The organism is Synechococcus sp. YX-04-1 (assembly GCF_030546365.1).
Lineage (GTDB): Bacteria > Cyanobacteriota > Cyanobacteriia > PCC-6307 > Cyanobiaceae > Parasynechococcus.
This window is the reverse complement of record NZ_JAUONZ010000001.1, coordinates 118,202-141,348: the sequence shown is the minus strand read 5'-3', so window position 1 is coordinate 141,348 and position 23,147 is coordinate 118,202. Positions and strand designations below refer to the sequence as shown.

The following is a 23,147-nucleotide window of genomic DNA, read 5'->3' as shown; positions in this document are numbered from 1 at the left end:
TCGCTGATGAATTCAAGCCGTGATGATCTGTGGCTGGTGCTGCCGCATCTGGGGGCGGGGGGCGCTCAGAAAGTGGCTCTGATTGCCGCCCGTCATTTCGCCGCTCAGGGATTGAAGGTGAAGCTGGTCACGCTCATCCCAGGGCATGCCGTGGCCCACGCCCTTCCCGAAGGGATCCCACTGCTTGAACTGGGAGCACCGACCCATCGCTCCTGGTGGGCCCGCGCTGGTCGTTTTGCCCTTGCCCAATTGGACAAGCTGATCCGACTGGTGTTTCAGCTGCAGCTTCGCTGGTTTGCCGGCTGGTTCCAAGCCCGGGTTGATCCAGGTGCGCAGGGCCTGGCCATGCAGCTGTTTCGAGTCGGAACCGAGGCGACAGCTGGTTTTCGCTTTCGGCAGCTGCGCCGGCAGTTCCGCCGTCAGCGGCCCCATCGGGTCTTGGCCCTGCTCACCCGCACCAACATCACCTGTTGTTGTGCCGCCTGGGATTTGCCGATCCACCTCGTGGTGTCGGAGCGCAACGATCCCTCGCTTCAGCTGCTGCCGGAGGTGTGGCAACGCCTGCGGCCCCTTGCCTATCGCCGGGCGGATGTAGTGACCGCCAACACAGCAGGCGTTCTCACGGCTTTGGAATCCATGGGGCCCTGGGAGCGTTTAGCCCTGCTGCCCAATCCATTGCCCTGTGCGCCTGCACCTGCCGTCGACAGCGGGACGACCAACGCCATCGGCTTCATCACCGTGGCCAGGTTGGTGCCCCAGAAGGGGCTGGATGTGTTGATTGAAGCCTTACCCAGGTTGAGCGGCGCTGCAGCGGCTTGGCCCGTCACGTTGGTGGGTGATGGACCGGAGCGCGACCGATTGCAGGCGCAGGCGCAGGATCTGGGCGTGTCGGATCAGCTGCGATGCCTGGGGTTTCGCTCTGATACGGAGCGCTTCCTGGCGGACGCTGCTGTGTTTGTGTTGCCCTCCCGTTTTGAAGGCATGCCCAATGCCTTGCTGGAGGCCATGGCTGCTGGTCTGGCCGTGATCGTCACGGATGCTTCTCCTGGTCCCCTTGAGGTGGTTGAGCCGGGGGTGAGCGGTTTGGTCGTACCCAGCGATGATCCAGTCGCTTTGGCTGCAGCGATGCAGGAGCTGGTCGCTGATCCAGATCGTTGCCAGAGGATGGGTGCTGCGGCCCGAGCACGCATCGCTGCCTTGGATTGGCCCCAGTTGGAGCCGCTTTGGCGGTCGATCCTGGCGTTGTCATGACAGCACGTGTTCTGGTGTTGGCGCCGACCCGGCGTGCACGGACGGAAACCTTCGTGCGCGCGAACCTGGCCCGTTTGCCGTTTGCGGTGGAGGCCTGTTTCGGGGACGAGATTCCCTGGCGTGAGCCCTTCAAAGCTCTCTATGGCCTGGCGGTGCTCACCAGCAAGGTCTGCACCCGGTTGGGGTGGCTTCGGCTGGCCACCCTGCCCGCGTCCATCGTGGCTGTGCTGTTGGTGCGGCGCCACCGGCCGGATGTGGTGATGGTGGAGTTCGGCTTTCATGCCGTTCGGGTGATGGAGCTGGCCCGCACCGGAGTTCCCCTGGCGGTTCACTTCCGCGGCGCCGATGCTTCAGCGGAGCGTTACGTGAGGCGCCTGGAGCAGCGTTATCGCCGTTTGTTTCAGCTCACCTCGGCTGTGATCGTTAAGAACCAAACGATGCGGAGTCGTCTGATTGCCCTTGGCGCCGAGCCGGCACAGCTTTTGACCAGTCCATCCGGTGCTGATGAACAGCGGTTTCAGGGGGCCACTCCCGCCTCCATGCCACCGCAGTTTCTGGCGGTGGGCCGCTTTGTGTCCAAAAAGGGTCCGCTGGACACCCTGGAAGCCTTCGCCCTCTTGCGAGGTCTTACGGATCAGGCCGATGCCTGCCGGCTGGTGATGGTGGGTGATGGTCCTCTGCTTCCCGTCGTGCAGGACAGGGCTCGCCAGCTCGGCCTCGAGCAGTTTGTTCAGTTCCCTGGCGTGCTGTCACCCGATGCGGTGGCCCAGGAGATGCGTCGTGCACGGGTGTTTGTCCAGCATTCCCGCACGGCGGAGGATGGGGATGAGGAGGGATGCCCGGTCTCCGTGATGGAAGCTCAACTTTGCGGTCTGCCCGTTGTGGCCACCCGTCATGGCGGGATTCCTGATGTGGTTGTGGATCAGAAGACCGGGCGGCTGGTGGAGGAAGGTGACCGCCAGGCGATGGCGGAGGCGATGGCCTTGCTGGTGGATCAGCCGGATCTCGCGGCTGCTTGGGGTGCGGCTGGGCAGCTGCGGGCTCAAGCTCGGTTCACCGTGGCCCATCACGTCGATCAGATCACAATGCTTCTCAACGATCTGGTGGGCCACAGCCGATGAGCAGCAAGCGATTGAAGTTGCTGCTGATTCGTGGTCTCGGCCACAGCGGCACAACAATGTTGGATTTGGCCCTGGGGGCGCATCCGCAGATCATTGGCCTGGGTGAGGCGGCGCGAATCCTGGCGACGCCACGGCCGGGGGATGAGCATCGCGGGCCCAGCCAACTGCGCGGTGCTCACCGGTTTGAGCGGCGTTGCACCTGTGGGGTCGTTGCCGCGGAGTGCCCAATCTGGGGCCCTCAGCTTGAGTGGTTGCGCTTGCACGACCAAGCGCCGATGCAGGAGAAAGTGCAGCGGCTGCTGATGGATTCACCCCACGCCGGTGAGGCGGTATGGCATGTCGACTCGTATCAGGATGATCTGCAGATGACGCGGTTGCCCGAGGCGTTGTTTGACATCCGGATCATCCATCTCGTGCGCGATGTGCGCTCCTGGGTTCATTCCCGGGCGCAGGCCGGCCGTAAGGCAGGCCAACGCTGGCCGGCAGCGCGTCAGCTGGCGCGCTGGTGGCGTGTCAACGCCAAGTTTGAACGGGCCTTTCGGCAGTCTTCGTACCCGGTGTTTCGTCTCGGATATGAGGAATTTGCGCTTCAGCCCCAGCGCAGTTTGCAGTTGCTCTGCTCCTGGCTGTCCATCGAGTTCCAAGAGACGATGCTGGCGCCTGGTCTGAACAGCAGCAGTCACATTCTCGCGGGAAACCGGGTGCGTTTCGATGCGGATCGCAGTCGAAAGATTGCCTACGACGGTGCCTGGCTGGCGGAGCCAGGGCCCACGGCTGCGCATCTCGGCTTGCTCTTGCCCGGGGTGGCCCGGATGAACCGCCGCCTGGTGTATTTCAACGACCTGCTCCGCCGCTGATGGCCTTAGGCCTCCCGCCAGGTCATGGCGGTGGCCCAGTGCTCCTCAACGTTCAGATCCGGGCAGCGCTCCTGCACAGCCGTCACCAAAGGGGCGAAATGCCGGCCCAGGCGCTGAAGCACTTCCCGCGGCACCGACGTGGTGGCCTGACTGGCATTCACGCGGTGGCTCAAATCAGGGACGTGTTCCGGGATGCCGAGATACCGGCACAACTCTCGATGTGTCGCTGGTTTGAACAGGGTTTCGTACAGGCCGATGAAGATCTCCGATTCAGCAAGTCCGCCCCGCACTGCATCGAGGGTTGCGGGGTAATCGTTTCGTGGAGATTCACGTTTGAGCAGCTTGAGGCTGGCTTTGTTCAGGTGCTCGATTTCATGCGCGGGTGTGAGCAAACCACGCTTGCGCAGTTGCATGCGTTGTTGCGACAAGAACCGTTCCACCGGGTCGCGCATGATGAACACCGCCCGCGTTTTCACGTTCCGTTGCGCGAAGGCTTTCTGGATGCGCTGATAGCTTTCCGCGCTCAACCCGGCATAGGAGGGGGTGATGTCTCCTGTCAGGCGGATCTTGGCTGGCTTGAGCCGTGAGGCGAAGTAGTCGAAGTAGCGCTCGGGATTTGCGATGAATCGCGCCCGACGCCAGGTGCGCCACTTCAGTGGTGAGGGGCGCTTGGGCCTGAAGCCGGCAAACCGCTCCAGCTCGAGAGCATCGAAGACGTGGTACTCCTTGAGAAAACCAAAATCGGCGTCGCTACGGCGATGCAGTTGATCGTGTAGCCAGGAGGTTCCTGCTTTCTGGGCACCAACGCCGAGCAGAAAGGTTGCGTCAGAGGCCAAGACGTTCTGCCCTTTGAACGCGCATCAGTTGATCTGAAGTAGTGGCATGCCCTTCACCAGATCGTCGATGGCTTTGACCTGCGTGAGAAATGGTTCCAGCTGATCAAGAGGTAGGGCGCTGGGGCCATCGCAGCGGGCTTGCGCCGGGTCTGGGTGTGCTTCCAGGAACAAACCAGCCAGGCCAACCGCCATGCCAGAGCGGGCCAGGTCCACCACCTGGCCGCGACGTCCGCCTGAGGCAGCACCACCTGGATCTCTGCACTGAAGGGCGTGGGTGACATCAAAGATCAGCGGCAGGTCATCGCAGGTGCGTTTCATCACGCCGAAGCCCAGCATGTCCACCACGAGATTGTCATAACCGAAGTTGGTTCCCCGCTCGCACAGCAGCAGCTTCTCGTTCCCGCATTCGCGGAATTTGTCCACGATGTTGCGCATCTGTTCCGGGCTGAGGAACTGGGGCTTCTTGATGTTGATTACTGCGCCGGTGTCCGCCATGGCGCGAACCAGATCGGTCTGCCTGGCCAGGAAAGCCGGCAGCTGGATGATGTCCGCCACCTTGGCGGCAGCGACGGCTTCCTCCGGACTGTGCACATCCGTGATCACTGGAATGCCGTGGGTGTCCTTCACCGCCTGGAGGATCTGCAGCCCTTCGTTGAGGCCGGGGCCCCGGAAGGAATGAATGGAGGAGCGGTTGGCCTTGTCGTAGGACGCCTTGAACACCAAAGGGATGTTCAGCCTTTCGCAGACGTCTTTGTAGTGGCCGGCGCAACGCAGGGCAAAGTCAAGATCCTCGAGAACGTTCACGCCACCCAGAAGGGCAAAGGGGCGATCGTTCGCGAAAGTGATGTCGCCCAACTGGATCTGATGCGCCACGGTTTTAAGCACGTCCAATGATCGGCGAGCCTACCCGCCTTCAATCCATTCGCTTCTGGGTGGATCAGCGGTGGCGGAAGATCCGTGCGTACTCACGGTTTGGATCCTCTTGATAGAGCACGTCGTAGTTGGAGAGATTAATCCCGTATTTGGTTAGTTTTTTGCCAGTGTCGATGTCAACCAAAAAATCTCCTGTTTGTGGTGTGTAGAACTCTCCTTTCCCGATTCCGGCTTTGATGATGTAGCGCCTGGTGTCGATGTCGTAATACACAAGACGGTCGTAGGTCAGAGCTTTCATCTGATCGGAATGTTTGAACCATCCTTTGGAGTAGATGAGGTTGACGGTTTCGCCATTCTCTTTGGCGCGTTGTGTGATGGCTCTGGCTTCGTTCAGGGTTGTTCGCCATGAACGTTGTTTCCAGCTGATTAGTTGTGCGCGTTGTCGGAATGTGGCGGCTTGTCGATCTTCAATATTCAGCAGCAGCAACGTGGTGCCGAGGGCAACAGCTTGAGCCTGACGACTGTTGATGCGTTGTTGCAGCTTCGGTGCCACAAGGCTTTCCCAGATCATCAAGATGTCGAGAACGGCAACAAACTGAATCGGCAGGCTCATGTAGTTGCTGCCTTCCAGGCCCACCAAGGCATACAGGGCAAATCCATAGGCCAGCGCCGCAAAGTTGAGTCCGTCGAGGGCGGTGACGTTTGTTCGTTTGCGGCCGATCAGCCATAGGCGTGATGCGATGAAGCCCAGCAAGACGATCAGACGAATGTCGAGTGCCAGCACTGAAAAGCCCAGATGTGCGTCGTAGCGCGGCACATCAGCGGCAAGGCTGGGAAGCGCACTGAGAATCGCAAACGAAGCCAGAAAGAAGAGAGCCAGGCTCACGATTGCAATGTCCAGGGCATAAGCCTTGATCCATTGGGAAGGCTTGATCGATCCCCATGCCGGGTGGCTGGGTATGGCTCCAAGGCCGCCGGCGATGATCGTGGTTGCTGGAGGGATGACGGCCAGAAGCACGGCCGTGTCTTTGAAAAATGGGATAAACAGCGCGAAAAGCAGTGCGAGTCGACCGTTCCGAAGCTGGCCTGAGTCCAGGTAAATGCAGTAGTGATAGGCGTATAACGCCAGCAGAAATGTGAGAAATCTCTCGCTGTAAATGAATTGGAAATAGTTGTAAGCGGATGCGCTTGTGAAGAGGAACAGAAGCGTTCCCATCAGGATGAGTGACGCGCTAGTGCCGTTTTTCTTGATCCGTTCAATCAGCTTGCAGCCCAGGATGATGGTGGCGATGAGTTCAAGGGCGCTCACCAATGACCAGACCTTGGTGTAGGGCGTCACCCAGCTGAGGATGTGAAGATCTTGATGCGAAAGAGGAAAGAAGCGAAAGTCATTGCGTCCCATCGTTTCGTTGATCAGCCTTTCCCTGATGCTGAAATTGTTCAGGAGCTGGTCGTTGAGTATCTCGTTATACCAAGTGAGAATTTCTTTGTAGAACCAGCTGCTTTCCTGAATCATCAGCACCACGTAAATCGTCAGGGCAACCGTGACAGCTGGATGTTGTTTGATGAAATCTGTGACCGCAAATGGCCAGGACTTTTGTGGTCCTGGTCTCTCGTCCTTTGTGCTGGTTTTGACGATTGAATTAATCAGCAGTCCAGCAAGAACAGCCAAAACAGCGATCCATCCCCCATGGGCGATGGTGTTGTATTGGCTCAGCAGAGATTCCCTTGTCGTTTCTGGAAGAGTGCTGAATCCGCTTGTGCCGGACTGAAGCCAAAGCGCCAGGCATGCGCTGATGATCAATGCGGTGCCAGACAGCGTTGACAGCCAGAAGGTCCAGCGTTGTTCAAAGACCGTGGTCGTGTATCGCATGGCCTAGCGAATGTCTTGATCGGGTTTGGGCTCGACCAGGTCGACGACCTTGGCCTGCAGAGCCTGGGTCAAGTCGAAGATCAGGGGAAGGCCATCGCAGCTGCGTTGGAGGCATCTAAGCACCACTAATCTCCACCCATGAGCTTTTTGGCTGGCCTTAACGACGCTCAACGACGGGCGGTGGATCATCACGAGGGGCCCCTGCTGGTGGTGGCAGGCGCTGGCAGTGGCAAGACGCGCGCCCTCACCCATCGGATTGCTCACTTGATCGGTGAGCACGGTGCTGATCCCGCCCAGATCCTGGCGGTGACCTTCACCAACAAAGCCGCCCGCGAGATGAAGGAGCGGCTTGAAATTCTCCTTGCGCAGCGTTTGGCCCAAAGCCAGTACGGCCAGCCCTGGAGCACCTTGCCGCCCGTGGACCAGCGGCAGTTGCGCTCTCGCATCTACCGGGAGGTGACCAAGGAGCTGTGGATCGGCACCTTCCATGCCCTGTTTGCGCGGATGCTCCGCTACGACATCGACAAGTTCAAGGACGCCGAAGGACTTAGCTGGACCAAGCAGTTCTCGATCTACGACGAAGCGGACGCCCAGAGCCTGGTCAAGGAGATCGTGACCCAGGAGCTGCAGTTGGATCCCAAGCGGTTCGAGCCCAAGAAGACCCGCTGGGCCATTAGCAATGCCAAGAACCAGGGTTGGCTGCCGGACCAGCTGGAGGCGAATGCCGAAGGCCAGCGGGGCAAGCTCACGGCTGATGTCTACCGGCGATACCGCAAAGCCTTGGCGGCTAACAATGCCCTGGATTTCGACGATCTGCTTTTGCTGCCGGTGCAGTTGCTCCAGCAGAACGAGCAGGTGCGCAGCTACTGGCACCGTCGCTTCCGCCATGTGCTCGTGGATGAATACCAGGACACCAACCGCACCCAGTACGACTTGATCAAGCTGCTGGTCACCGACGGCAAGGAGCCTCAGGATGTTGAGGACTGGTCAGGCCGTTCCGTCTTTGTGGTCGGTGACGCCGATCAAAGCATCTACAGCTTCCGTGCGGCTGACTTCACGATCCTGATGGGGTTCCAGGACGATTTCGGCGATCAGGCGCCGGATGACTCCACCCGAACGATGGTGAAGCTGGAGGAGAACTACCGCTCCACCGCCACGATTCTCGAGGCAGCGAATGCCTTGATCGCCAACAACAGCGAACGGATCGACAAGGTGCTCCGTCCCACCCGCGGGGAAGGGGAGCTGATCACCCTCACCCGCTGTGACGACGAGATCGCTGAGGCGGAAGCCGTGGTGCACCGCATGCGCACGATGGAAGCCGCCAACCCCGAGTTGAGCTGGGGCGATATGGCGGTGCTGTATCGCACCAATGCCCAGTCCCGTGCGATTGAGGAATCTCTGGTGCGCTGGGGCATCCCTTACATCGTTGTGGGGGGGCTGCGCTTCTACGACCGGCGCGAAATCAAGGATCTGCTGGCCTATCTGAGGCTGTTGGTGAATCCGGCTGACACCGTGAGCCTGCTGCGGGTAATCAATGTGCCCAAACGAGGCATCGGTAAGACCACGATTCAGCGCCTCACCGATGCGGCCAATCAACTGGGAATCCCGCTCTGGGATGTGGTGAGTGATCCGGAGGCGGTGCGCTCCCTCGGCGGCCGCTCCGCCAAGGGACTTCTCCAGTTCTGTGAGCTGGTGAACGATCTGAAAGCCCGCAGCCGTGACGTAGCGCCATCGGAACTGATTCAGCAGGTGATGGAGAAGAGCGGCTACGTCAGTGAGTTGATTGCCGATGGCACCGATGAGGCTGATGAGCGGCGCCGCAACCTCCAGGAGCTGGTCAATGCCGCTCTCCAGTACCAGGAGGAAAACGAGGAGGGTGATTTGGAGGGATTCCTAGCCACGGCGGCCCTCTCCAGCGATGCCGACAGCAAAGACACGGCGGCCGATCGCGTCACCTTGATGACCTTGCACAGCAGCAAGGGCCTCGAATTCCCTGTGGTGTGCTTAGTGGGTCTTGAGCAGGGATTGTTCCCCAGTTACCGGTCCCTGGATGACCCGGCCTCGCTGGAGGAAGAACGCCGGCTTTGTTATGTAGGTATCACTCGAGCCAAGGAACGTCTGTTCCTCTCCCATGCCTGTGAGCGTCGTCTCTGGGGCGGCATGCGTGAAGCGGCGGTGCCTTCAGTGTTTCTTTCCGAGCTGCCGGAAGCCCTGATCCAGGGCGATATCCCGCAGACCGGTGGGGCGGCGCTCCGGCGTGAACGCCGCCTCGACCGGCTCACCCGGGTGGACCGCGACAAGCCGACATCGGCCCCCGCCAATGCCGTGCGTCGCCGGCAGGCCGGCCCTGCTCCAGGCCGCAGCTGGCAGGTTGGCGATCAGGTTATCCACGCCAGCTTCGGGGTTGGTGAAATCACCCACACCTTCGGCAGCGGCGAGAAGGTGTCGATCGCGGTCAAGTTTGCGGGGATGGGCCCCAAGATCCTCGATCCGCGCCTGGCGCCGATCGAACCCGTGACCACCGCTTAATCTCCCCAGCAGCCATCGACAGCCTGTGTCGACCATCAGCCAGCCGATACCTATTTTTATCGGCTACGACCCGAGAGAGCGGGCAGCCACCAACGTCCTGATCGACAGCCTGTATCAGAACAGCAGTGTCCCTCTGGCGATCACGCCGCTGGTGACCCCTCAGTTGGAGGCCCAAGGGTTGTTCAGGCGCGAACGGGACCCCAAGCAGAGCACAGCGTTTTCCTTCACCCGTTTTCTCGTGCCCCATCTGATGGGCTACCAGGGCTGGGCTCTGTTCATGGATTGCGACATGCTCTGCCGGGCCGACATCAAGTCGCTCTGGGATCAGCGCGATGACGCCTATGGCGCCATGTGCGTGCAGCACGAGCATGTGCCTGGAGAGACTGTGAAATTTCTCGGCGAGGTGCAGAGCCCCTACCCCAAGAAGAACTGGAGTTCCCTGATGCTGCTCAACTGCAGCCGCTGCACCAAGCTCACGCCTGATTACGTGAACACGGCAACGGGGCTTGAGCTGCACCGCTTCCACTGGCTGGAGGGTGACCATGAGATCGGCGCCATCCAGGGGGGCTGGAATCATCTGGTGGATGTGCAGGCTCCACCGGAGACCGAAGAGGCCTCTCCGATGCTGCACTGGACCCTGGGAGGTCCCTGGTTCCGCGAACAGCGCACCATGGGTGGCCCCCTGGCTGCTGAATGGTTCAGCGCCCGCGACGATGCAATGAAACTCTGGGATTGATGGCAATTCGTAAGTGTGTGGTGGCCGTTCCGGCCCGGCTTCAGTCGTCTCGACTGCCCAACAAGGTGTTGGCTGACATCGGCGGGAAGCCGATGATCCAACGCGTTTTGGAGCGCTGTCGTGAAGCCCGCAGAGTCGAAGCGGTCGTCCTGTGCACCGACAGCACCGAGTTGCAGACCTTGGCTGAGGGATGGGGGTTTCCGGTGCTGATGACGGCGGAATCCTGCAACTCCGGCAGTGAGCGCATCGCTTCAGTTGCCCATCCTTTGATGGCCTTGGGTTGGGGAGATGCGGTCCCCGTGGCCGAGGAGACCGCTGTGATCAACGTTCAGGGCGATCAACCATTCATCGATCCTGCCGTGATCGATGCCATGGCTGAGGAATTTCGGAGTCAGGATCCTGTGCCAGCAGTGGTTACCCCCGTTTACGGGCTGAAGCCCGAATCGGTGCACAACCCCAATGTCGTGAAAACGTTGCTGGCCCACGACGGCCGCGCCCTGTATTTCTCGCGCTCCGCCATCCCCCATGTGCGCGATGTGGCCGAGGCGGATTGGCATCAGCACACCACCTACTGGGGGCATGTGGGCATGTACGGCTTCCGGGGAGATGTGTTGGCCGCATGGGATCAGCTGCCGGCATCACCACTGGAGGATCTCGAACGGCTCGAGCAGCTGAGGCTGATCGAGGCTGGCCTCACCATCGCCACCTTCCGGGTTCAGGGCACGTCGCTGTCGGTGGACACCGCCGAGCAGCTCGAACAGGCCCGGGCGATGGTCTGACCTCTACATCTCAATCGTTGCGGTCTTTCCAGCCGTCGCGGCTCAAGTGGCCCCAGCGTCCACGCCCCTGAAGGATGCGCTCCGCCAGTTCACGGACGGCCCCATGGCCCCCTTGTCGGCGGAGCACCGCATCGGCACCGCGCCGGACGGGCCAACAGGCGTCGGCGGGTGCGAACAACAGACCAACCACCGGCCTGACGGCCAGATCGTTGAGGTCATCGCCCACAAAGGCCGTTTGCTCGGCGCTAACTCCCAGTTCGTTTTGAAGGGCCGTGAGGGCCGCCGGCTTGTCCTTGATGCCGACAAGGCAATGGCTGATGCCCAGTTGCCGGGCACGCACCTCTGTCGCTCCTCCCTGGCCACCACTGAGGAAGGCGATATGAAGCCCCGCCTGTTGAAGCAGGCGGATCCCAAGACCATCGCGCACATCGAAGCGCTTGATCAGCTGCCCCTCGGCATCGAACCAGAGGCCCCCATCGGTGAGGACGCCATCCACGTCCAGCACGAGCAGTTCAATTGATCTCAGGCGGCGCCGTAGCAACCACCAGCGCAGTTTTTTCACGCGAGACCGGCCTGAACCAGATCATGCAGGCGCAGCAGGCCCATCAGTTGGTGCTCTTGATTCACCACGGGCAGCACGGAGACGGGTTTTCGCCGGTTGTGTTCCATCTGCTCCAGAGCCTTCACCACCAAAACATCGGCCTTTGCTGTGATCGGATCGGCGGTCATCAGATCCTTTGCCGTCAATTGGCTCCAGGTTTCAGCGCCGTGATCCTGCAGGGCACGGCGCAGGTCGCCATCGGTGAGGATGCCGAGCAGGCTTCCCGGGCTGTCTGGGTTTTCAACCCAACCACTGCCGATGCCGTCGCGCGTCAGCCCGCCGATTACTTCGGGCAAGGGGGTGTGGGGCTGAAAAGGGTGCAGTTGGCTGGCGGGAACCATTAGGTCGGCGGCAGTAAGGGTCAGCTGCTTGCCCAGGGATCCGGCGGGATGATTCAGGGCGAAATCCGCCGGTGAGATGCCGCGTCGTTCCATCCACACGGCTGCCAGGGCGTCCCCGATCGCCATGGCTACGGCTGTGCTGGCGGTGGGGGCCAGGTTCAGAGGACACACTTCCCGGTCCACACCGGCTTCCAGCACCACGTCACTGCCGCGGGCCAAGGAGGAGTCAGCCCGTCCGACGATGGCGATCCGCCCGGTTCCCCGTCGGGTCAGGTGGGGCAGCACCTCCAGAAGTTCGGTGGTTTCTCCGCTATTTGAGAGCAGCAGACAGACGTCCTCAGCGGCCACCACACCCAGATCGCCATGGAGTGCATCGGTGGGATTGAGGAACAGGGCCATGAGCCCGATTGAAGAGAACGTGGCTGCGATCTTGCGGGCCACGATTCCGCTCTTGCCTACACCAGTAATCACAAGCTTGGCCTTACGGTCTGCACAGCGCTCCAGTAAGGCCAGGGCGGCTTCCACCTGGTCGCTGCTCAAGCGTGCGGCAGCGGTGGCGATCGCTGAGGCTTCCTCCTCAAGGCAGCGGGTGAGTGCGGACAAGGACTTGATCCGTGATGATCGGCCCATTCTCCTGCACGCCCTGCAATGGATCTTCCAGGTGTGCCGTCTTCCGTTCTGGAGGCGTTGCAGGGTGCTGCGCGATCACTCGGCATCCCGCGTTTGGCCCTTGTTGGCGGGGTCGTGCGCGATCAGCTGCTGCATCAGCGCTGTGGGGGCCTCTGGTCGGGTGTACCTGATCTGGACTGGGTGGTTGAGGGAGATGCCGCTGCGTTAGTGGTGGAACTGGATCGCCAGCTCGGCTCTAAGCGCATCAGTTGTGTTCAGGAGCATGGGGCTTTCGGCACGGTGGCGTTTCAGCTGGATGGAATTCCCCTGGATCTGGCTACGGCGCGGCAGGAGCACTACTCCGCTCCTGCGGAGAATCCCGTGGTGAGAGCGGGAACCCTCCAGGCTGACCTCGTGCGCCGGGACTTCACGGTCAATGCCATGGCCCTCGATCTGGTGACCGGTGAGCTGATCGATCTCCACCATGGCCAGGAGGATCTGGCCTCAGGCCAGCTCCGCTTCTTGCACGCGGGCAGCGTGCAAGACGATCCCACTCGGGTGATCCGCGCTGCCCGTTACGCCGCCCGGCTTGGGTTCCAGCTCGCGCAGGAGAGCAGTGAGCAGATCCGCAGCACCATTCAGCAGTGGCCATGGGCCTGGGGCCACGGTGATGCAGCGTTGTCGGCTCCGCCGGCTCTTGCCAGTCGTCTGCGGATGGAGTTGGAGCGTCTGCTGGAGCGGGAACCCTGGCCGCAGGCGCTGGACTTGTTGGAGCAGTGGCAGGCCTTGCTGCTTTTGGACCCCCAGCTTCAGCAGGATCCAGGACGCATGCAGCGGCTGCACTGGGCCCAACGGCTAGGTCTTCCCTTGATGCCGGCTCTTCTCGTGGGAGCAGCAGATCCGGTTGCTGTCGCCCAACGGCTGCAGATTCCTGGCCGACAACAGCAATGGCTTCAGCAGTGTGTGGCTCTCTGCGACTGGCTGGTTGAGACGCCCTTACCTTTGGAGGCCACCCCGTCGATCTGGTCGACGGCCCTTGAGCAACAGGGTTGGCCGCCGGAGGCGGTGGCTCTGGCGGTGACCCTCCGCCCGAAACAATGGAAACCGCTGCTGCGCTGGTGGGGGCGCTGGCGCAGGATTCAGGCACCGCAGACAGCGCGCGACCTGATTGCTGCTGGATGGCAACCGGGGCCTGGGATCGGTGAAGAGTTGCGCCGGCAGCGCAGTGCAGCGCAGGACCGCAGCCGATGAAACGCAGCTGGCTTGTTCTAGTGGTGGCCCTTTGCCTGGCCTTTGGTCTGCGGGCCTTGCTGTTGATCGATGCCACGGCCCTCTGGAGCGATGAGCTCTACAGCGTCGGCAAGAGTTTTCAGCCCAGCTTCGGCAGCCTGCTCGAGATGTTGCGGGAAGACACCCATCCCCCGGCTTACTACGGCCTTCTGTGGCTCTGGGGGCATTGGGTCGGCCAGAGCCCGGTCAGCCTTCGCTTGCTGTCTTGGCTGGCGTATCTGGCCGGAGGCCTGGTGATGGTCAGTCAGGCGATGGCCCTTGCCCAGGTGGGAGCAAGAACCAGGGTGGCCGCCACAGCAGCGCTGTTGGCCTTTTGCAGCCCGTATCCGATCCGTTTTGCAATCGAGGGTAAGAGCTATGCCGTGCTTGTGCTGTTGGTGGCTCTGGCCTGGTGGTGGCGCCGTTCGGCCCATCCCATCGCTTACGGGGCGGTGGTCGGGCTGGCCGGACTGACCCACTTCTATGGATTGTTTCTGGTGCTTGCGGCCGCGGCTTGGGATGGCTGGCAGCGCCGCTGGACATCTGCTGCCGCAGCCTTGATCGGAGCCATCCCGGCCTTGGCCTGGATGGCCTACGCCGCGGACTATCTGTTCAGCTCCCGGGCTGGCAGTTGGATTGGCGTGCCGGATTACGCCTTGTTTGAGGAGACCTTGGCCCGCGGCCTTGGTCTCTGGCCCCTGCCCAAGTTGGCGCTGATTCTGCTTTTACTGGTTTCTCTGCGGCGTTGGGGAGGGCTGCGCCGTCTGCCTTGGCCGAGCCGGGAACTGCTTGATCGAAGCGGTTTGATGCCGTCCCTGTTGATGGTTCTTGGGGTTGTTGCCGTGTCGTTTGTAAAGCCGATGGCTTTCAGCCGTTATTTCGTCGTGCTGTTGCCGGCTGTGGTTCCCGTTGTGGCGGTGCAGATCGGGGGTTCGGAGCTGAATCGCTTTGGCCGCGGCTGTGGTCTGGTGGTGCTGGGGCTGTTGTTGGCCAGTTGGTGGGGGCCGGGATTCAGCGAGCTCGACGCCGGCGTCGGTGGTGTGCGGGAACAGGACCAGTTCTGGCTGCTTAGTCAGCGCACCAGTGGGCTGGAGGAGCGCTACAGCCCCCGCCCGCGTCTGTTCAACCTCAGCGACCGGATGGAGCTGGCGATGGGTCGGATTCCTGCGCCTTCATCGCCCTGGGGGGGAAAGGCGGATCTGAAGCAACGGCTGAAGGGCCAGGATCTGCCGCAGCAACTCTGGCTGGCCAGCAGTGGGCCGCCTCCGGCCATGGAGCGCAAGCTCAAACCCCTGGTATCACAGGTTGAGCAGGCGGGTTTCCACTGCGAACAGCAAGCCAACGACCTCACCCATGGGCGGCTGTTGCGTTGCCGATCTGAAGCCAGGGGCCGTTCTGAGTGAGCTGTGCTGCTGCTTCGGCGGTGCAGCCCAGCAGCAGGGGGCCGCATGTTTGCGGGTCCACCAGCAGCTCCAGTAGGGCTGCGGAGGGATGTTGTTTCAGCTGAACCGGGCCCTCCAGCCATCGCCAGGCAGCCCGGTTGGAGGGGGCCAGCGTGCTGGAGACGCCGCATTCGAACAGCTCCAGTGCACCGGGGTACGCCGGGATGGCAGGACCGTCCAGCTTGACAGTCAGTTCTGGGCTGTTCTGGAGCATTTCGCCCAGATGCCCAAGCAGGCCGAAACCGGTGATGTCGGTGCAGGCGTGAATGCCCTCGCGGATCGGCTCAAGCTGCTCAAGCAGCGTGTGCTGGCTGTAAGCCATGGTCCGCTGCGCAGCATCCAGATCAGCCGCCTTGGTGGCGCCACTCATAGCTCCTGCAAACAGCACTCCGGTGCCAAGGGGTCGACTAATCAGCAGGGCATCTCCTGGGCGCAGGCCCGTTTTCAGCCAGGGTGATTTGGGGCTGTTGCCGTTCACCGTGAGGGTGATCTGCACCCCAAGGCTTGCCGGCACCGGTGAAGCGCTGCGGGATTCCATCGTGTGTCCACCGATCAGCTCGGCGCCCTGTTCATCCAACACCGAGCGGATGCCGGCCAGGGTCTGCACCAGCAGCTCCTGCTGCTCATTGGCTGAGGCCATCGGCAGCGTGATCGTTGTCATGGCGCTAGTGACAGCAGCACCGCAGGCCCAGAGATCCGAGCAGGCATGCAGGGCCGTCAGCCGGCCGTTAAGCCAGGGGTCACTCACCAGGGCCGGAAAGCCATCCATGCTCTGAAGCAGCTTTTCACTGCCGGGAAGAGAGGCGGCGTCTTCGGGCTGTCCCCCCAGCCCCACTTGCTCCAGTGCTGCGGCCAGGGGTTGGGCCGCCAGCTTGGCTGCGCAGCCCCGGCAGGCCATCGGGGCTGCATCGGCCATGGACGCCGGCTGCAGAAATCCAGCCATGAAGGCGCGATCAATGCGTTGCTTCAGGCGCCAGAGCAGAGGGGATGGCCCCAGTCGCCAGCTACCCCACTGCGCCCAGGCGGTATCTTCATGACTGCCGATCAGTTGCAGTGCTTGGCGTTGTGGGTGCCAGGGGCGCAGGGGTTGGCCCTGGCAGACCGCTTCCAGATTGGTGGCCAAGGGGCGTCCGGCGCGTACTGCCCATACCCCTGATGCCGGGCGGGGTGATGCACTGATCACGGCACAGTCGCCGCTGGCGAAGAGGGATGGATGGTCTTCCACCCTCAGGCAGCGATCGGTGCGGATCCGGCCATTGGGATCCAGCGGTAGGCCGGTCGTCGTCAGCCAGTCAGGCCCCTGGCTTCCGGTGCAGAGCAGGTTGGGTCCACTGTTTGGAATCTCGTTCTCGATCAATGCGATCCGGGCCCGTTGCAGCACCTCTTGGATGCCTGGATCGAGCTGGCCGCTGCGCTGTTGTAGTTGCAACTCCCGCTGCGGCCAGCGGCGTCGCAGTGCCAGGACGACTTCCAGGCCGGCAGCTCCCGCTCCGATCACCCGCAGGGGCTTCGGATCAGCTGGGTTTTCGCTTTCGAGAAAGGCGAGCGACGCTTCCAAGGGCTTAATCGGGATCCCAGCGGCGCTTGGTCTGCTCACGGATCCCACGTCCAGGCTGAGCCAATCGAAGTGAAGTGCAGGCCGATCGCGCAGCCTCAGATATTTGGCCTGAGGGTTTAACCCCGTGATTTCCGCTTCCACGAAGGCCACCCCGGCCCTGTCACAGAGCTGGCGCAGGTCGATGGCGAGCTCGTCTCGCTTGTAGAGGGCGGCGATCAACCCTGGCACCATCCCGGAATACAGGGCTGTGCTGGTCCGGTTCACCAGCGTGATGCTGTGCTGTGGGCGTCGCTCCGGCTGCATGGCCCAGCGTTTGAGTAGAAGCGCATGGCTGTGTCCGCCGCCGGCCAGGAGCAGCGCACCTGCGTCGCTCATGGGTTGTGCCGATACCCCGTTGGATTGGCCTGCTGCCAGGCCCAGCCATCACGGCACATCTCCTCCAGGCTTCGGCGGGCGCTCCAACCGAGCACGGTTTGCGCGGTCTGGGGGCAGGCCTCCAGGCGGGGCACATCGCCGGGTCGACGCTCCACCACCTCGTAGGGGATGGTCAGTCCTGTGGCCTGTTCGAAGCCGTGCACCACGTCCAGCACGCTGAGTCCACGGCCGGTGCCGATGTTGAGCGTCAAGGGTTCGGACGCTTGGCGTTTGAACAAGTGGTCAAGGGCCATGCCATGAGCTTCGGCCAGATCCATCACATGTAGGTAGTCGCGGATGCCTGTGCCATCCGGTGTGGGGTAGTCCTGGCCGAAGACGCGCAATCGCTCGCGGCGTCCTGCCGCCACCTGCGTGATGAAGGGGAACAGGTTGTTGGGAATGCCCAGCGGGTCTTCACCGATTCGTCCACTGGGGTGTGCGCCGACGGGATTGAAATAACGCAGGCAGGCCACCTGCCAGGAGCCCGAGCGGCAGAGCGCAGCCAGCATCTGTTCCACTGCCACTTTGGTCTGGGCATAGGGGTGCACTGGCGCCGTTGGCATGTTTTCCCGCAATGGGAATGTCTCGGGTTCTCCGTAGGCGGTGGATGTGCTGCTGAAGACCAGGGTTCGGCAGCCATGGCGCTCCATCGCTGCAGCAAGAACGCGGCTGCCGTTCACATTCACATCCCAGTACAGGAGTGGGTTGGCGACCGATTCCCCAACGGCTTTTAGTCCGGCGAAATGAATCACGCCATCCACGCTTCCGGCCGTGCTGAACGCCTGATCCACGGCGCTGGGGTCGCGCACGTCCCCCTCCACCAGGGTGAGCTGGGTTGAATCCGCCAGCTCCTGCACCCGCCGCAGAGCTTCGGGACTGCTGTTGTTGAAACTGTCCAGCACCACAAGCTCATGGCCCTGTTCCAGCAGCACCAGGCAGGTGTGACTCCCAATAAATCCGGCACCGCCGGTGATGAGGACGCGCCGGCCCATGTCGTCAACCGTTTTGATCTGATGATTCTGAATCAGCTTGCATGCAAAAGGCTGACGCCTTAGGCGATTCAACCTAGTTTTCGCCCATTGCACCGGGCTTGTGAATAGCGGAACAGTGGTTCCGGAGTTGCAGCGAACAATCGGTGCTGAGGGTAGGGCCCTGCTCGATCGCTTCAACTTGCTCAAGCCCTTGGTGGAGCAGATGGTGACCAGCCAGGCGATTTCGCACGTCGTGGTTTCCGAAGAGCAGTTGGAGCAGGCTCGGCTCGGCTTGCTCCAGCAGCGTGGGTTCGATGGCCTGGCTCAGTGGGCGGATCTGCTGGAGATGCTGGGCCGCAGCGAAGACGAGGTTCTTGAGCGTCTTCGCCAAAGCATCCGCCGTCGCAGCTTGATGCGGGAGCGTTTCGCAGCCAAGGCGGAGGCCCGTTTCCTTGAACGAAAGAACGAACTGGATCAGGTGGTTTACAGCCTGCTTCGCCTCGAGAACAGCTTTCTGGCGCGCGAGCTGTACCTGCAGATCGAATCCGGCGAATCCAACTTCGCTGACCTGGCCAGGCGCTACGCCGAGGGACCGGAACGCAACACCAACGGAATCGTCGGCCCAGTCTCCCTCACCCAGGCGCATCCGGTTTTAGTCGAGAAGCTGCGGGTCGCTCAGCCAGGCGTGCTGCTGGAACCCTTTCGGATCGCGGACTGGTGGCTGGTGGTGCGGTTGGAGCGTTACGCGCCAGCGACATTCACCGATGAGGTCTCCGACCAGATGTGCCAGGAGATGTTCGACATCTGGGTTGACCAAGAAACCACCGCCAGCTTGAGCCAGCTGGGTTCCGAAACCTCAGAACCAGCTTCCACCAGCGGCTTTGTCGACTTCAGCATCTCCCGATGACCCAGACACCGCCTTTCCCATTGCTGGAGCATCCGGCCTTCCGCGGCGTCTCCGAAGCCTCGCTCTCCAATTTGGAGAGTTCTTGCCGTGTGCTCCGGTTTGATCTCGGGGGGCAGTTGTCAGATCCCAACGACATCCCGGCTCGAATCCTGGTCATCCTCCAGGGCCAGGCCAGGCTTGTTGGTCGTCATAACGGCCGTCTCACCACGGTTGGCAAGTTCGGCCCCGGCAGTGTGATCGGAGCCGCAAGCCTGCTGTGCGGTGCTCCCTGCGAAAACGTGATTGCTGCTGAGGAGGTGATTGCTTGTGCCATCTCGGATCAACTCTGGTGCGAGCTCTATGCCAGCGAAGCCTCATTCCGTCACTGGTGCGATCAACAGCTCTGGCCCCAGGAACTGCTCAAGCTGCTGGAGGTTCTTGAGCAGAAGACTCCTGAAGCCTCCAGCTTTCCACTTGAAAAGCTGGAGGGTGCCCTGCAAGAGGCCGAGCGTTGTTCTCCTGATCAAGCAGCAGTGGATGTGGCTCTGGCAGCTGGCAAGCTCCTTTTCGTCACCAGTGCCTGGGGCGACCTGACGGTCGGTCAGCCCATCCGTTCATCCACTGGCCTTCCGGCTTGCGAGCCGTTTTCGCTGCGGTTGGTGTCTCTGCCCGCCTCTGGTTTCTCTGATAACGCCGAAGAGATGCCGGCCAAAAGCTCTGGCTCACTTGTCTCCGCTTCGTCCATTCAGGACGCAGAGGTGCTGCCTCCCGTGAGCAGCTTCAGTCCGGAGCGCAATGTTGTTGACAGCCTGCGTTTGATCCGAGCCGAGGGTTCGCTCCAGGAAACCCTGGCCTGTTTCCAGATGCTGGCGCAGCTGATGAAGCTGCCGTTCCGCCGTGATGCGATCGAGAAAGTCCTGCAGGATAATTTCCGCCGCGGTCTCACCCCCAATCTCCAGCTCTGCGGTCAGCTGGCTGCAAGCCTTGGCCTCCATGTGATGGCTGCACGGGTTCCGGCGGGAGCAGGGACCCGGCTCCAGGTGCCCTCCATGCTGCCCTGGCAGGGTGGATTTGCGCTGGTGATCGCCAGCAACGAGCGCGGGCTGAAGTTGGCCTCGCCCAAGCAGGGCATGGTGACCTTGGCGCCGGATGATCTGGCCGAGCAGTTTCCCGAAGGGATCGAGCTTCTCTTGATGGAACGGTCCAGCAGCAGCCCCGATCAGAAGTTCGGTCCCGGTTGGTTCTGGCCCGCTCTCAAGCGCTACCGCGGCGTGTTGATTCAGGTGCTGGCTGCCAGCTTTGTGGTGCAGCTGTTCACCCTCGCCAATCCCTTGCTGATCCAGGTGATCATCGACAAGGTGATCAGCCAGCGCAGCCTCGACACCCTGCAGGTGCTGGGTATTGCCCTGGTGATGGTCACCATCCTGGAAGGGGTGCTCGGCAGCCTTAAGACCTTCCTTTTTGCTGAAACCACCAACCGCATCGATCAGCGTCTCGGGGCTGAGGTGATCGATCACCTGTTGCGTCTACCCCTGGGCTATTTCGACCGTCGCCCTGTGGGCGAACTGGGCACCCGGGTGGCTGAATTGGAGAAGATCCGCAACTTCCTCACCGGTCAGGCCCTCACCACCATCCTGGATGCCGCCTTTTCCGTGATCTACATCGCGGTGATGCTGATCTACAGCTGGCTGCTCACCTTGATCGCCCTCTCCGTTCTTCCAATCCAGATCGGTCTGACAGTGCTGGGGGCTCCCCTTTTCCGCCGTCAGTTCCGTGCTGCCGCCGAAGAAAACGCCAAGACCCAGAGCCATCTGGTGGAGGTGCTCACCGGCATCCAGACGGTGAAGGCTCAGAACGTCGAGATGGTCAGCCGCTGGCGCTGGCAGGGGTTCTATTCCCAGTACATCGCCCGCACCTTTGAGAAAACGATTACAGGCACAGCCCTGAATCAGACCAGCCAGGTGCTGCAGAAGATTTCTCAGCTGATGGTGCTCTGGATCGGTGCCTCCATGGTGCTCAGTGGCGATCTGACCCTCGGTCAGCTGATCGCTTTTCGGATTATCTCCGGTTATGTGACGCAGCCCCTGCTGCGCTTGTCCACGATCTGGCAAAACATCCAGGAGTTGCGCGTCAGCTTTGAACGGCTTGCGGATGTGATCGATACGCCGGAGGAATCCGATGAAGTTGATAAGTCGAAGGTGATGCTGCCTCCGCTCAGAGGGGATGTGCTGTTTGAGAATCTCTCCTTCCGCTTCCGCCCCGGGCAGCCGCAGGTGCTGAAAGAGGTGAATCTTGAGATTCCTGCAGGCACCTTTGTGGGCATCGTTGGCCAGAGCGGCAGTGGCAAGAGCACCTTGATGAAACTGCTGCCCCGGCTCTATGAGCCTGATCAAGGCCGGATCCTGATTGATGACTACGACATTGGAAAGGTCGAGCTTTATTCCCTGCGCCGTCAGATCGGCATCGTTCCGCAGGACCCTCTGTTGTTCAGCGGAACCGTGAGCGACAACATTGCGCTCACCAATCCGGAAGCCTCCAGTGAGGAGATCGTGCGGGCTGCGCGTCTCGCCAATGCCCACGACTTCATCATGGATCTTCCCAGTGGCTACAGCATGCCTGTGGGTGAAAGGGGCGCTGCTCTCAGTGGGGGACAGCGACAGCGGATTGCGATAGCCCGCACCCTGCTCAGCAACCCAAAGCTGCTGGTAATGGACGAGGCCACCAGCGCCCTCGACTACGAAACCGAACGGAAGGTCTGCGACAACCTTCTTGGCAATCTCAACGACCGCACTGTCTTCTTCATCACCCATCGTTTGTCGACAATCCGCCAGGCCGACATGATCGTGATGCTTCACCAGGGAGCTGTTGTTGAGGTCGGCACGCACGACGAATTAATGAGCCAGCGCGGTCGCTATTACGCCCTTTACCGCCAGCAGGAGAGTTCTTGATGAAGATGAATCCTCAAAAGGTGACGGCCCTCATCAAGCAGAGCTCCAGCACGTTGGTCGCCACGTCACGCAACGTTCTGCGCCGTATCGACCCCGGTGCCCCGCAAGATGCCTCCGATCTCACCACCTACGACGAATCGATCCTCCAGCAGGGTCGCTTTTGGATGACCACCGTCACTTGGGCCTTGATCGGTAGCACGGTGTTTGGGGTGGCTTGGCTGGCCTTCGCTCGTACCGAAGAAATTGTCGTGGCCGCCGGCAAGCTAGAGCCGATTGGTTCGGTTCAGGACATTCAGATGCCTGTGGGAGGTGTGGCCGATCAGATCCTTGTGAAGGAAGGTGATCGTGTGAAGGCTGGCGAGGTGCTGATGAAGCTGGACACCGAAGCCAGCGAGGAACTCCGCAACAGCTTGGAGAAGACGATCAAGCTCAAACAGGAGCAATTGACGCTCAAGGAGGAGGAAAAACGCAACACCATGCAGATGAACCAGGAAGAGGTGCTGATGCTGGAGAACAATCTCGCCCTTCAGGCTGAAATTCTGGAGCGTTATGAGCAGTTGCAGGCGGCTGGTGCTTTCTCAGAGGTGCAGTACCTCAATCAGAAAAATATCGTTGCTGAAACCCGCGGCAATCTGATGCAGAGCAAGGCGGAACGCCTGCGTCAGATTGCTCTGCTCGATCAACAGACGGCCCAGCTGAAGTCTGAGCTTGCCGATCTCAATGGACGCTTGGTGGAGAGCAGGGTCACCCTTCGATATCAGCAGTTGAGGTCGCCTGTGGATGGTGTGGTTTTTGATCTCAAGCCCACCTCCCGTGGCTATACGGCCCAATCCACCCAGACGGTGATGAAGGTGGTGCCGATGGGTTCGCTCGAAGCGAAAGTGGAGGTGCCGAGCAACAAGATCGGCTTCGTGCAGGTGCCTAAGGGTTGCCCTGAGGACCATGATGCCTGCATGTCTGCTGACATCAGCATCGACTCTTTCCCTTCCACTGATTTCGGCGTTCTCAAGGGCAAAGTGACACGTATCGGCTCAGATGCCCTGGAGCCTGACCCTCAGGAGCAGCGTCAGGAACTCAGTTTCCCAGTCACGATTCAGCTGGATGATCAACAGCTGAAGCTCAAGACCGGATCGTCTTTGCCCCTGCAGGTGGGCATGAGCCTGACGGCGAACATCAAGCTGCGCAAGGTGTCCTACCTGCAACTGCTGCTGGGAGAATTCCAGGACAAGGCGGAATCGCTTCAGCGTCTCTGA

18 protein-coding genes are annotated in these 23,147 nt (G+C 61.3%); 11 read left to right on the top strand and 7 right to left on the bottom strand.

What is annotated here, in order from left to right:
* The first annotated feature begins 6 nt into the window (after positions 1-6).
* The 3 genes from Q3Y53_RS00730 to Q3Y53_RS00720 are packed head-to-tail and all read left to right on the top strand — an operon-like array spanning position 7 to position 3,229.
* Entirely contained in the window at positions 7-1,251 is a 1,245-nt protein-coding gene (locus tag Q3Y53_RS00730) for a glycosyltransferase (protein WP_303531722.1), read from the top strand.
* On the top strand, positions 1,248-2,372 hold the full coding sequence (locus tag Q3Y53_RS00725; protein WP_303531719.1) for a glycosyltransferase: 1,125 nt from the start codon (positions 1,248-1,250) through the stop codon (positions 2,370-2,372). Before Q3Y53_RS00730 ends, Q3Y53_RS00725 begins: the two co-directional genes overlap by 4 nt.
* Positions 2,369-3,229, top strand: a complete 861-nt coding sequence (locus tag Q3Y53_RS00720; protein ID WP_226424892.1) for a sulfotransferase — start codon at positions 2,369-2,371, stop codon at positions 3,227-3,229. The genes Q3Y53_RS00725 and Q3Y53_RS00720 overlap by 4 nt, the downstream gene beginning before the upstream one ends.
* Positions 3,230-3,234: 5 nt before the next feature.
* Here the strand turns inward: Q3Y53_RS00720 and Q3Y53_RS00715 are convergent, their stop codons facing one another.
* The 3 genes from Q3Y53_RS00715 to Q3Y53_RS00705 form a co-directional block, all read right to left on the bottom strand.
* A complete protein-coding gene (locus Q3Y53_RS00715; RefSeq protein ID WP_226424893.1) occupies positions 3,235-4,065 on the bottom strand; it encodes a sulfotransferase family protein in 831 nt (276 codons plus the stop codon).
* 24 nt (positions 4,066-4,089) lie between these two features.
* Complete coding sequence (kdsA, locus tag Q3Y53_RS00710) at positions 4,090-4,938, bottom strand: 3-deoxy-8-phosphooctulonate synthase (RefSeq protein WP_303531714.1); 849 nt, start codon at positions 4,936-4,938, stop codon at positions 4,090-4,092.
* Positions 4,939-5,002: 64 nt separating this feature from the next.
* A complete protein-coding gene (locus Q3Y53_RS00705; protein WP_303531711.1) occupies positions 5,003-6,811 on the bottom strand; it encodes a hypothetical protein in 1,809 nt (602 codons plus the stop codon).
* 138 nt (positions 6,812-6,949) lie between these two features.
* Here Q3Y53_RS00705 and Q3Y53_RS00700 point away from each other — a divergent pair, with 138 nt between their 5' ends.
* The 3 genes from Q3Y53_RS00700 to kdsB are packed head-to-tail and all read left to right on the top strand — an operon-like array spanning position 6,950 to position 10,855.
* Entirely contained in the window at positions 6,950-9,340 is a 2,391-nt protein-coding gene (locus Q3Y53_RS00700; protein WP_303531709.1) for a UvrD-helicase domain-containing protein, read from the top strand.
* Between the two features lie 25 nt (positions 9,341-9,365).
* Positions 9,366-10,076 carry a hypothetical protein gene (locus tag Q3Y53_RS00695; RefSeq protein WP_303531707.1) on the top strand — a complete coding sequence of 237 codons (711 nt, stop codon included), beginning with the start codon at positions 9,366-9,368 and terminating at the stop codon, positions 10,074-10,076.
* Positions 10,076-10,855: a 3-deoxy-manno-octulosonate cytidylyltransferase gene (gene kdsB, locus Q3Y53_RS00690; protein ID WP_303531706.1), complete on the top strand. Its 780-nt coding sequence runs from the start codon at positions 10,076-10,078 to the stop codon at positions 10,853-10,855. The genes Q3Y53_RS00695 and kdsB overlap by 1 nt, the downstream gene beginning before the upstream one ends.
* Positions 10,856-10,865: 10 nt before the next feature.
* Here kdsB and Q3Y53_RS00685 read toward each other — a convergent pair whose 3' ends face one another.
* On the bottom strand, positions 10,866-11,417 hold the full coding sequence (locus tag Q3Y53_RS00685; RefSeq protein ID WP_303531703.1) for an HAD family hydrolase: 552 nt from the start codon (positions 11,415-11,417) through the stop codon (positions 10,866-10,868).
* Complete coding sequence (locus Q3Y53_RS00680) at positions 11,414-12,427, bottom strand: SIS domain-containing protein (protein WP_226423096.1); 1,014 nt, start codon at positions 12,425-12,427, stop codon at positions 11,414-11,416. Before Q3Y53_RS00680 ends, Q3Y53_RS00685 begins: the two co-directional genes overlap by 4 nt.
* A gap of 18 nt (positions 12,428-12,445) precedes the next feature.
* On the opposite strand from Q3Y53_RS00680, the gene Q3Y53_RS00675 reads away from it, so the two are divergent.
* Positions 12,446-13,657 carry a CCA tRNA nucleotidyltransferase gene (locus Q3Y53_RS00675; protein ID WP_303531698.1) on the top strand — a complete coding sequence of 404 codons (1,212 nt, stop codon included), beginning with the start codon at positions 12,446-12,448 and terminating at the stop codon, positions 13,655-13,657.
* Positions 13,654-15,078, top strand: coding sequence for a hypothetical protein (locus Q3Y53_RS00670; RefSeq protein WP_303531696.1), 1,425 nt, complete (start codon positions 13,654-13,656; stop codon positions 15,076-15,078). Before Q3Y53_RS00675 ends, Q3Y53_RS00670 begins: the two co-directional genes overlap by 4 nt.
* Here the strand turns inward: Q3Y53_RS00670 and selD are convergent.
* Together selD and galE are read right to left on the bottom strand one after the other, a co-directional pair.
* Positions 15,023-17,050, bottom strand: coding sequence for a selenide, water dikinase SelD (gene selD, locus Q3Y53_RS00665; protein WP_303531693.1), 2,028 nt, complete (start codon positions 17,048-17,050; stop codon positions 15,023-15,025). The genes Q3Y53_RS00670 and selD overlap by 56 nt on opposite strands.
* Entirely contained in the window at positions 17,047-18,081 is a 1,035-nt protein-coding gene (galE, locus tag Q3Y53_RS00660; RefSeq protein ID WP_303531690.1) for a UDP-glucose 4-epimerase GalE, read from the bottom strand. The genes selD and galE overlap by 4 nt, the downstream gene beginning before the upstream one ends.
* Positions 18,082-18,181: 100 nt before the next feature.
* Between galE and Q3Y53_RS00655 the strand changes: the two genes are divergently transcribed.
* From Q3Y53_RS00655 to Q3Y53_RS00645, 3 genes are read left to right on the top strand one after another with little or no spacing between them, the layout of a single operon-like run.
* Positions 18,182-18,967 (top strand): peptidylprolyl isomerase, encoded by a 786-nt coding sequence (locus Q3Y53_RS00655; RefSeq protein ID WP_303531687.1) that lies wholly within the window; start codon positions 18,182-18,184, stop codon positions 18,965-18,967.
* The gene (locus tag Q3Y53_RS00650) at positions 18,964-21,894 is read left to right on the top strand and encodes a peptidase domain-containing ABC transporter (RefSeq protein ID WP_303531684.1); all 2,931 of its coding nucleotides are present in this window, start codon (positions 18,964-18,966) and stop codon (positions 21,892-21,894) included. Before Q3Y53_RS00655 ends, Q3Y53_RS00650 begins: the two co-directional genes overlap by 4 nt.
* Before the next feature lie 20 nt (positions 21,895-21,914).
* Positions 21,915-23,147, top strand: coding sequence for an HlyD family secretion protein (locus Q3Y53_RS00645; RefSeq protein ID WP_368506424.1), 1,233 nt, complete (start codon positions 21,915-21,917; stop codon positions 23,145-23,147).

What these genes read in the sequence shown, in the direction of transcription:
- Q3Y53_RS00730 (WP_303531722.1), top strand. Translation starts at nt 7, where the DNA reads ATGAATTCAAGCCGTGATGATCTGTGGCTGGTGCTGCCGCATCTGGGG.
- Q3Y53_RS00725 (WP_303531719.1), top strand. Translation starts at nt 1,248, where the DNA reads ATGACAGCACGTGTTCTGGTGTTGGCGCCGACCCGGCGTGCACGGACG.
- Q3Y53_RS00720 (WP_226424892.1), top strand. Translation starts at nt 2,369, where the DNA reads ATGAGCAGCAAGCGATTGAAGTTGCTGCTGATTCGTGGTCTCGGCCAC.
- Q3Y53_RS00705 (WP_303531711.1), bottom strand. Translation starts at nt 6,811, where the DNA reads ATGCGATACACGACCACGGTCTTTGAACAACGCTGGACCTTCTGGCTG.
- Q3Y53_RS00700 (WP_303531709.1), top strand. Translation starts at nt 6,950, where the DNA reads ATGAGCTTTTTGGCTGGCCTTAACGACGCTCAACGACGGGCGGTGGAT.
- kdsB (WP_303531706.1), top strand. Translation starts at nt 10,076, where the DNA reads ATGGCAATTCGTAAGTGTGTGGTGGCCGTTCCGGCCCGGCTTCAGTCG.
- Q3Y53_RS00680 (WP_226423096.1), bottom strand. Translation starts at nt 12,427, where the DNA reads ATGGGCCGATCATCACGGATCAAGTCCTTGTCCGCACTCACCCGCTGC.
- Q3Y53_RS00675 (WP_303531698.1), top strand. Translation starts at nt 12,446, where the DNA reads ATGGATCTTCCAGGTGTGCCGTCTTCCGTTCTGGAGGCGTTGCAGGGT.
- Q3Y53_RS00670 (WP_303531696.1), top strand. Translation starts at nt 13,654, where the DNA reads ATGAAACGCAGCTGGCTTGTTCTAGTGGTGGCCCTTTGCCTGGCCTTT.
- selD (WP_303531693.1), bottom strand. Translation starts at nt 17,050, where the DNA reads ATGAGCGACGCAGGTGCGCTGCTCCTGGCCGGCGGCGGACACAGCCAT.
- galE (WP_303531690.1), bottom strand. Translation starts at nt 18,081, where the DNA reads ATGGGCCGGCGCGTCCTCATCACCGGCGGTGCCGGATTTATTGGGAGT.
- Q3Y53_RS00650 (WP_303531684.1), top strand. Translation starts at nt 18,964, where the DNA reads ATGACCCAGACACCGCCTTTCCCATTGCTGGAGCATCCGGCCTTCCGC.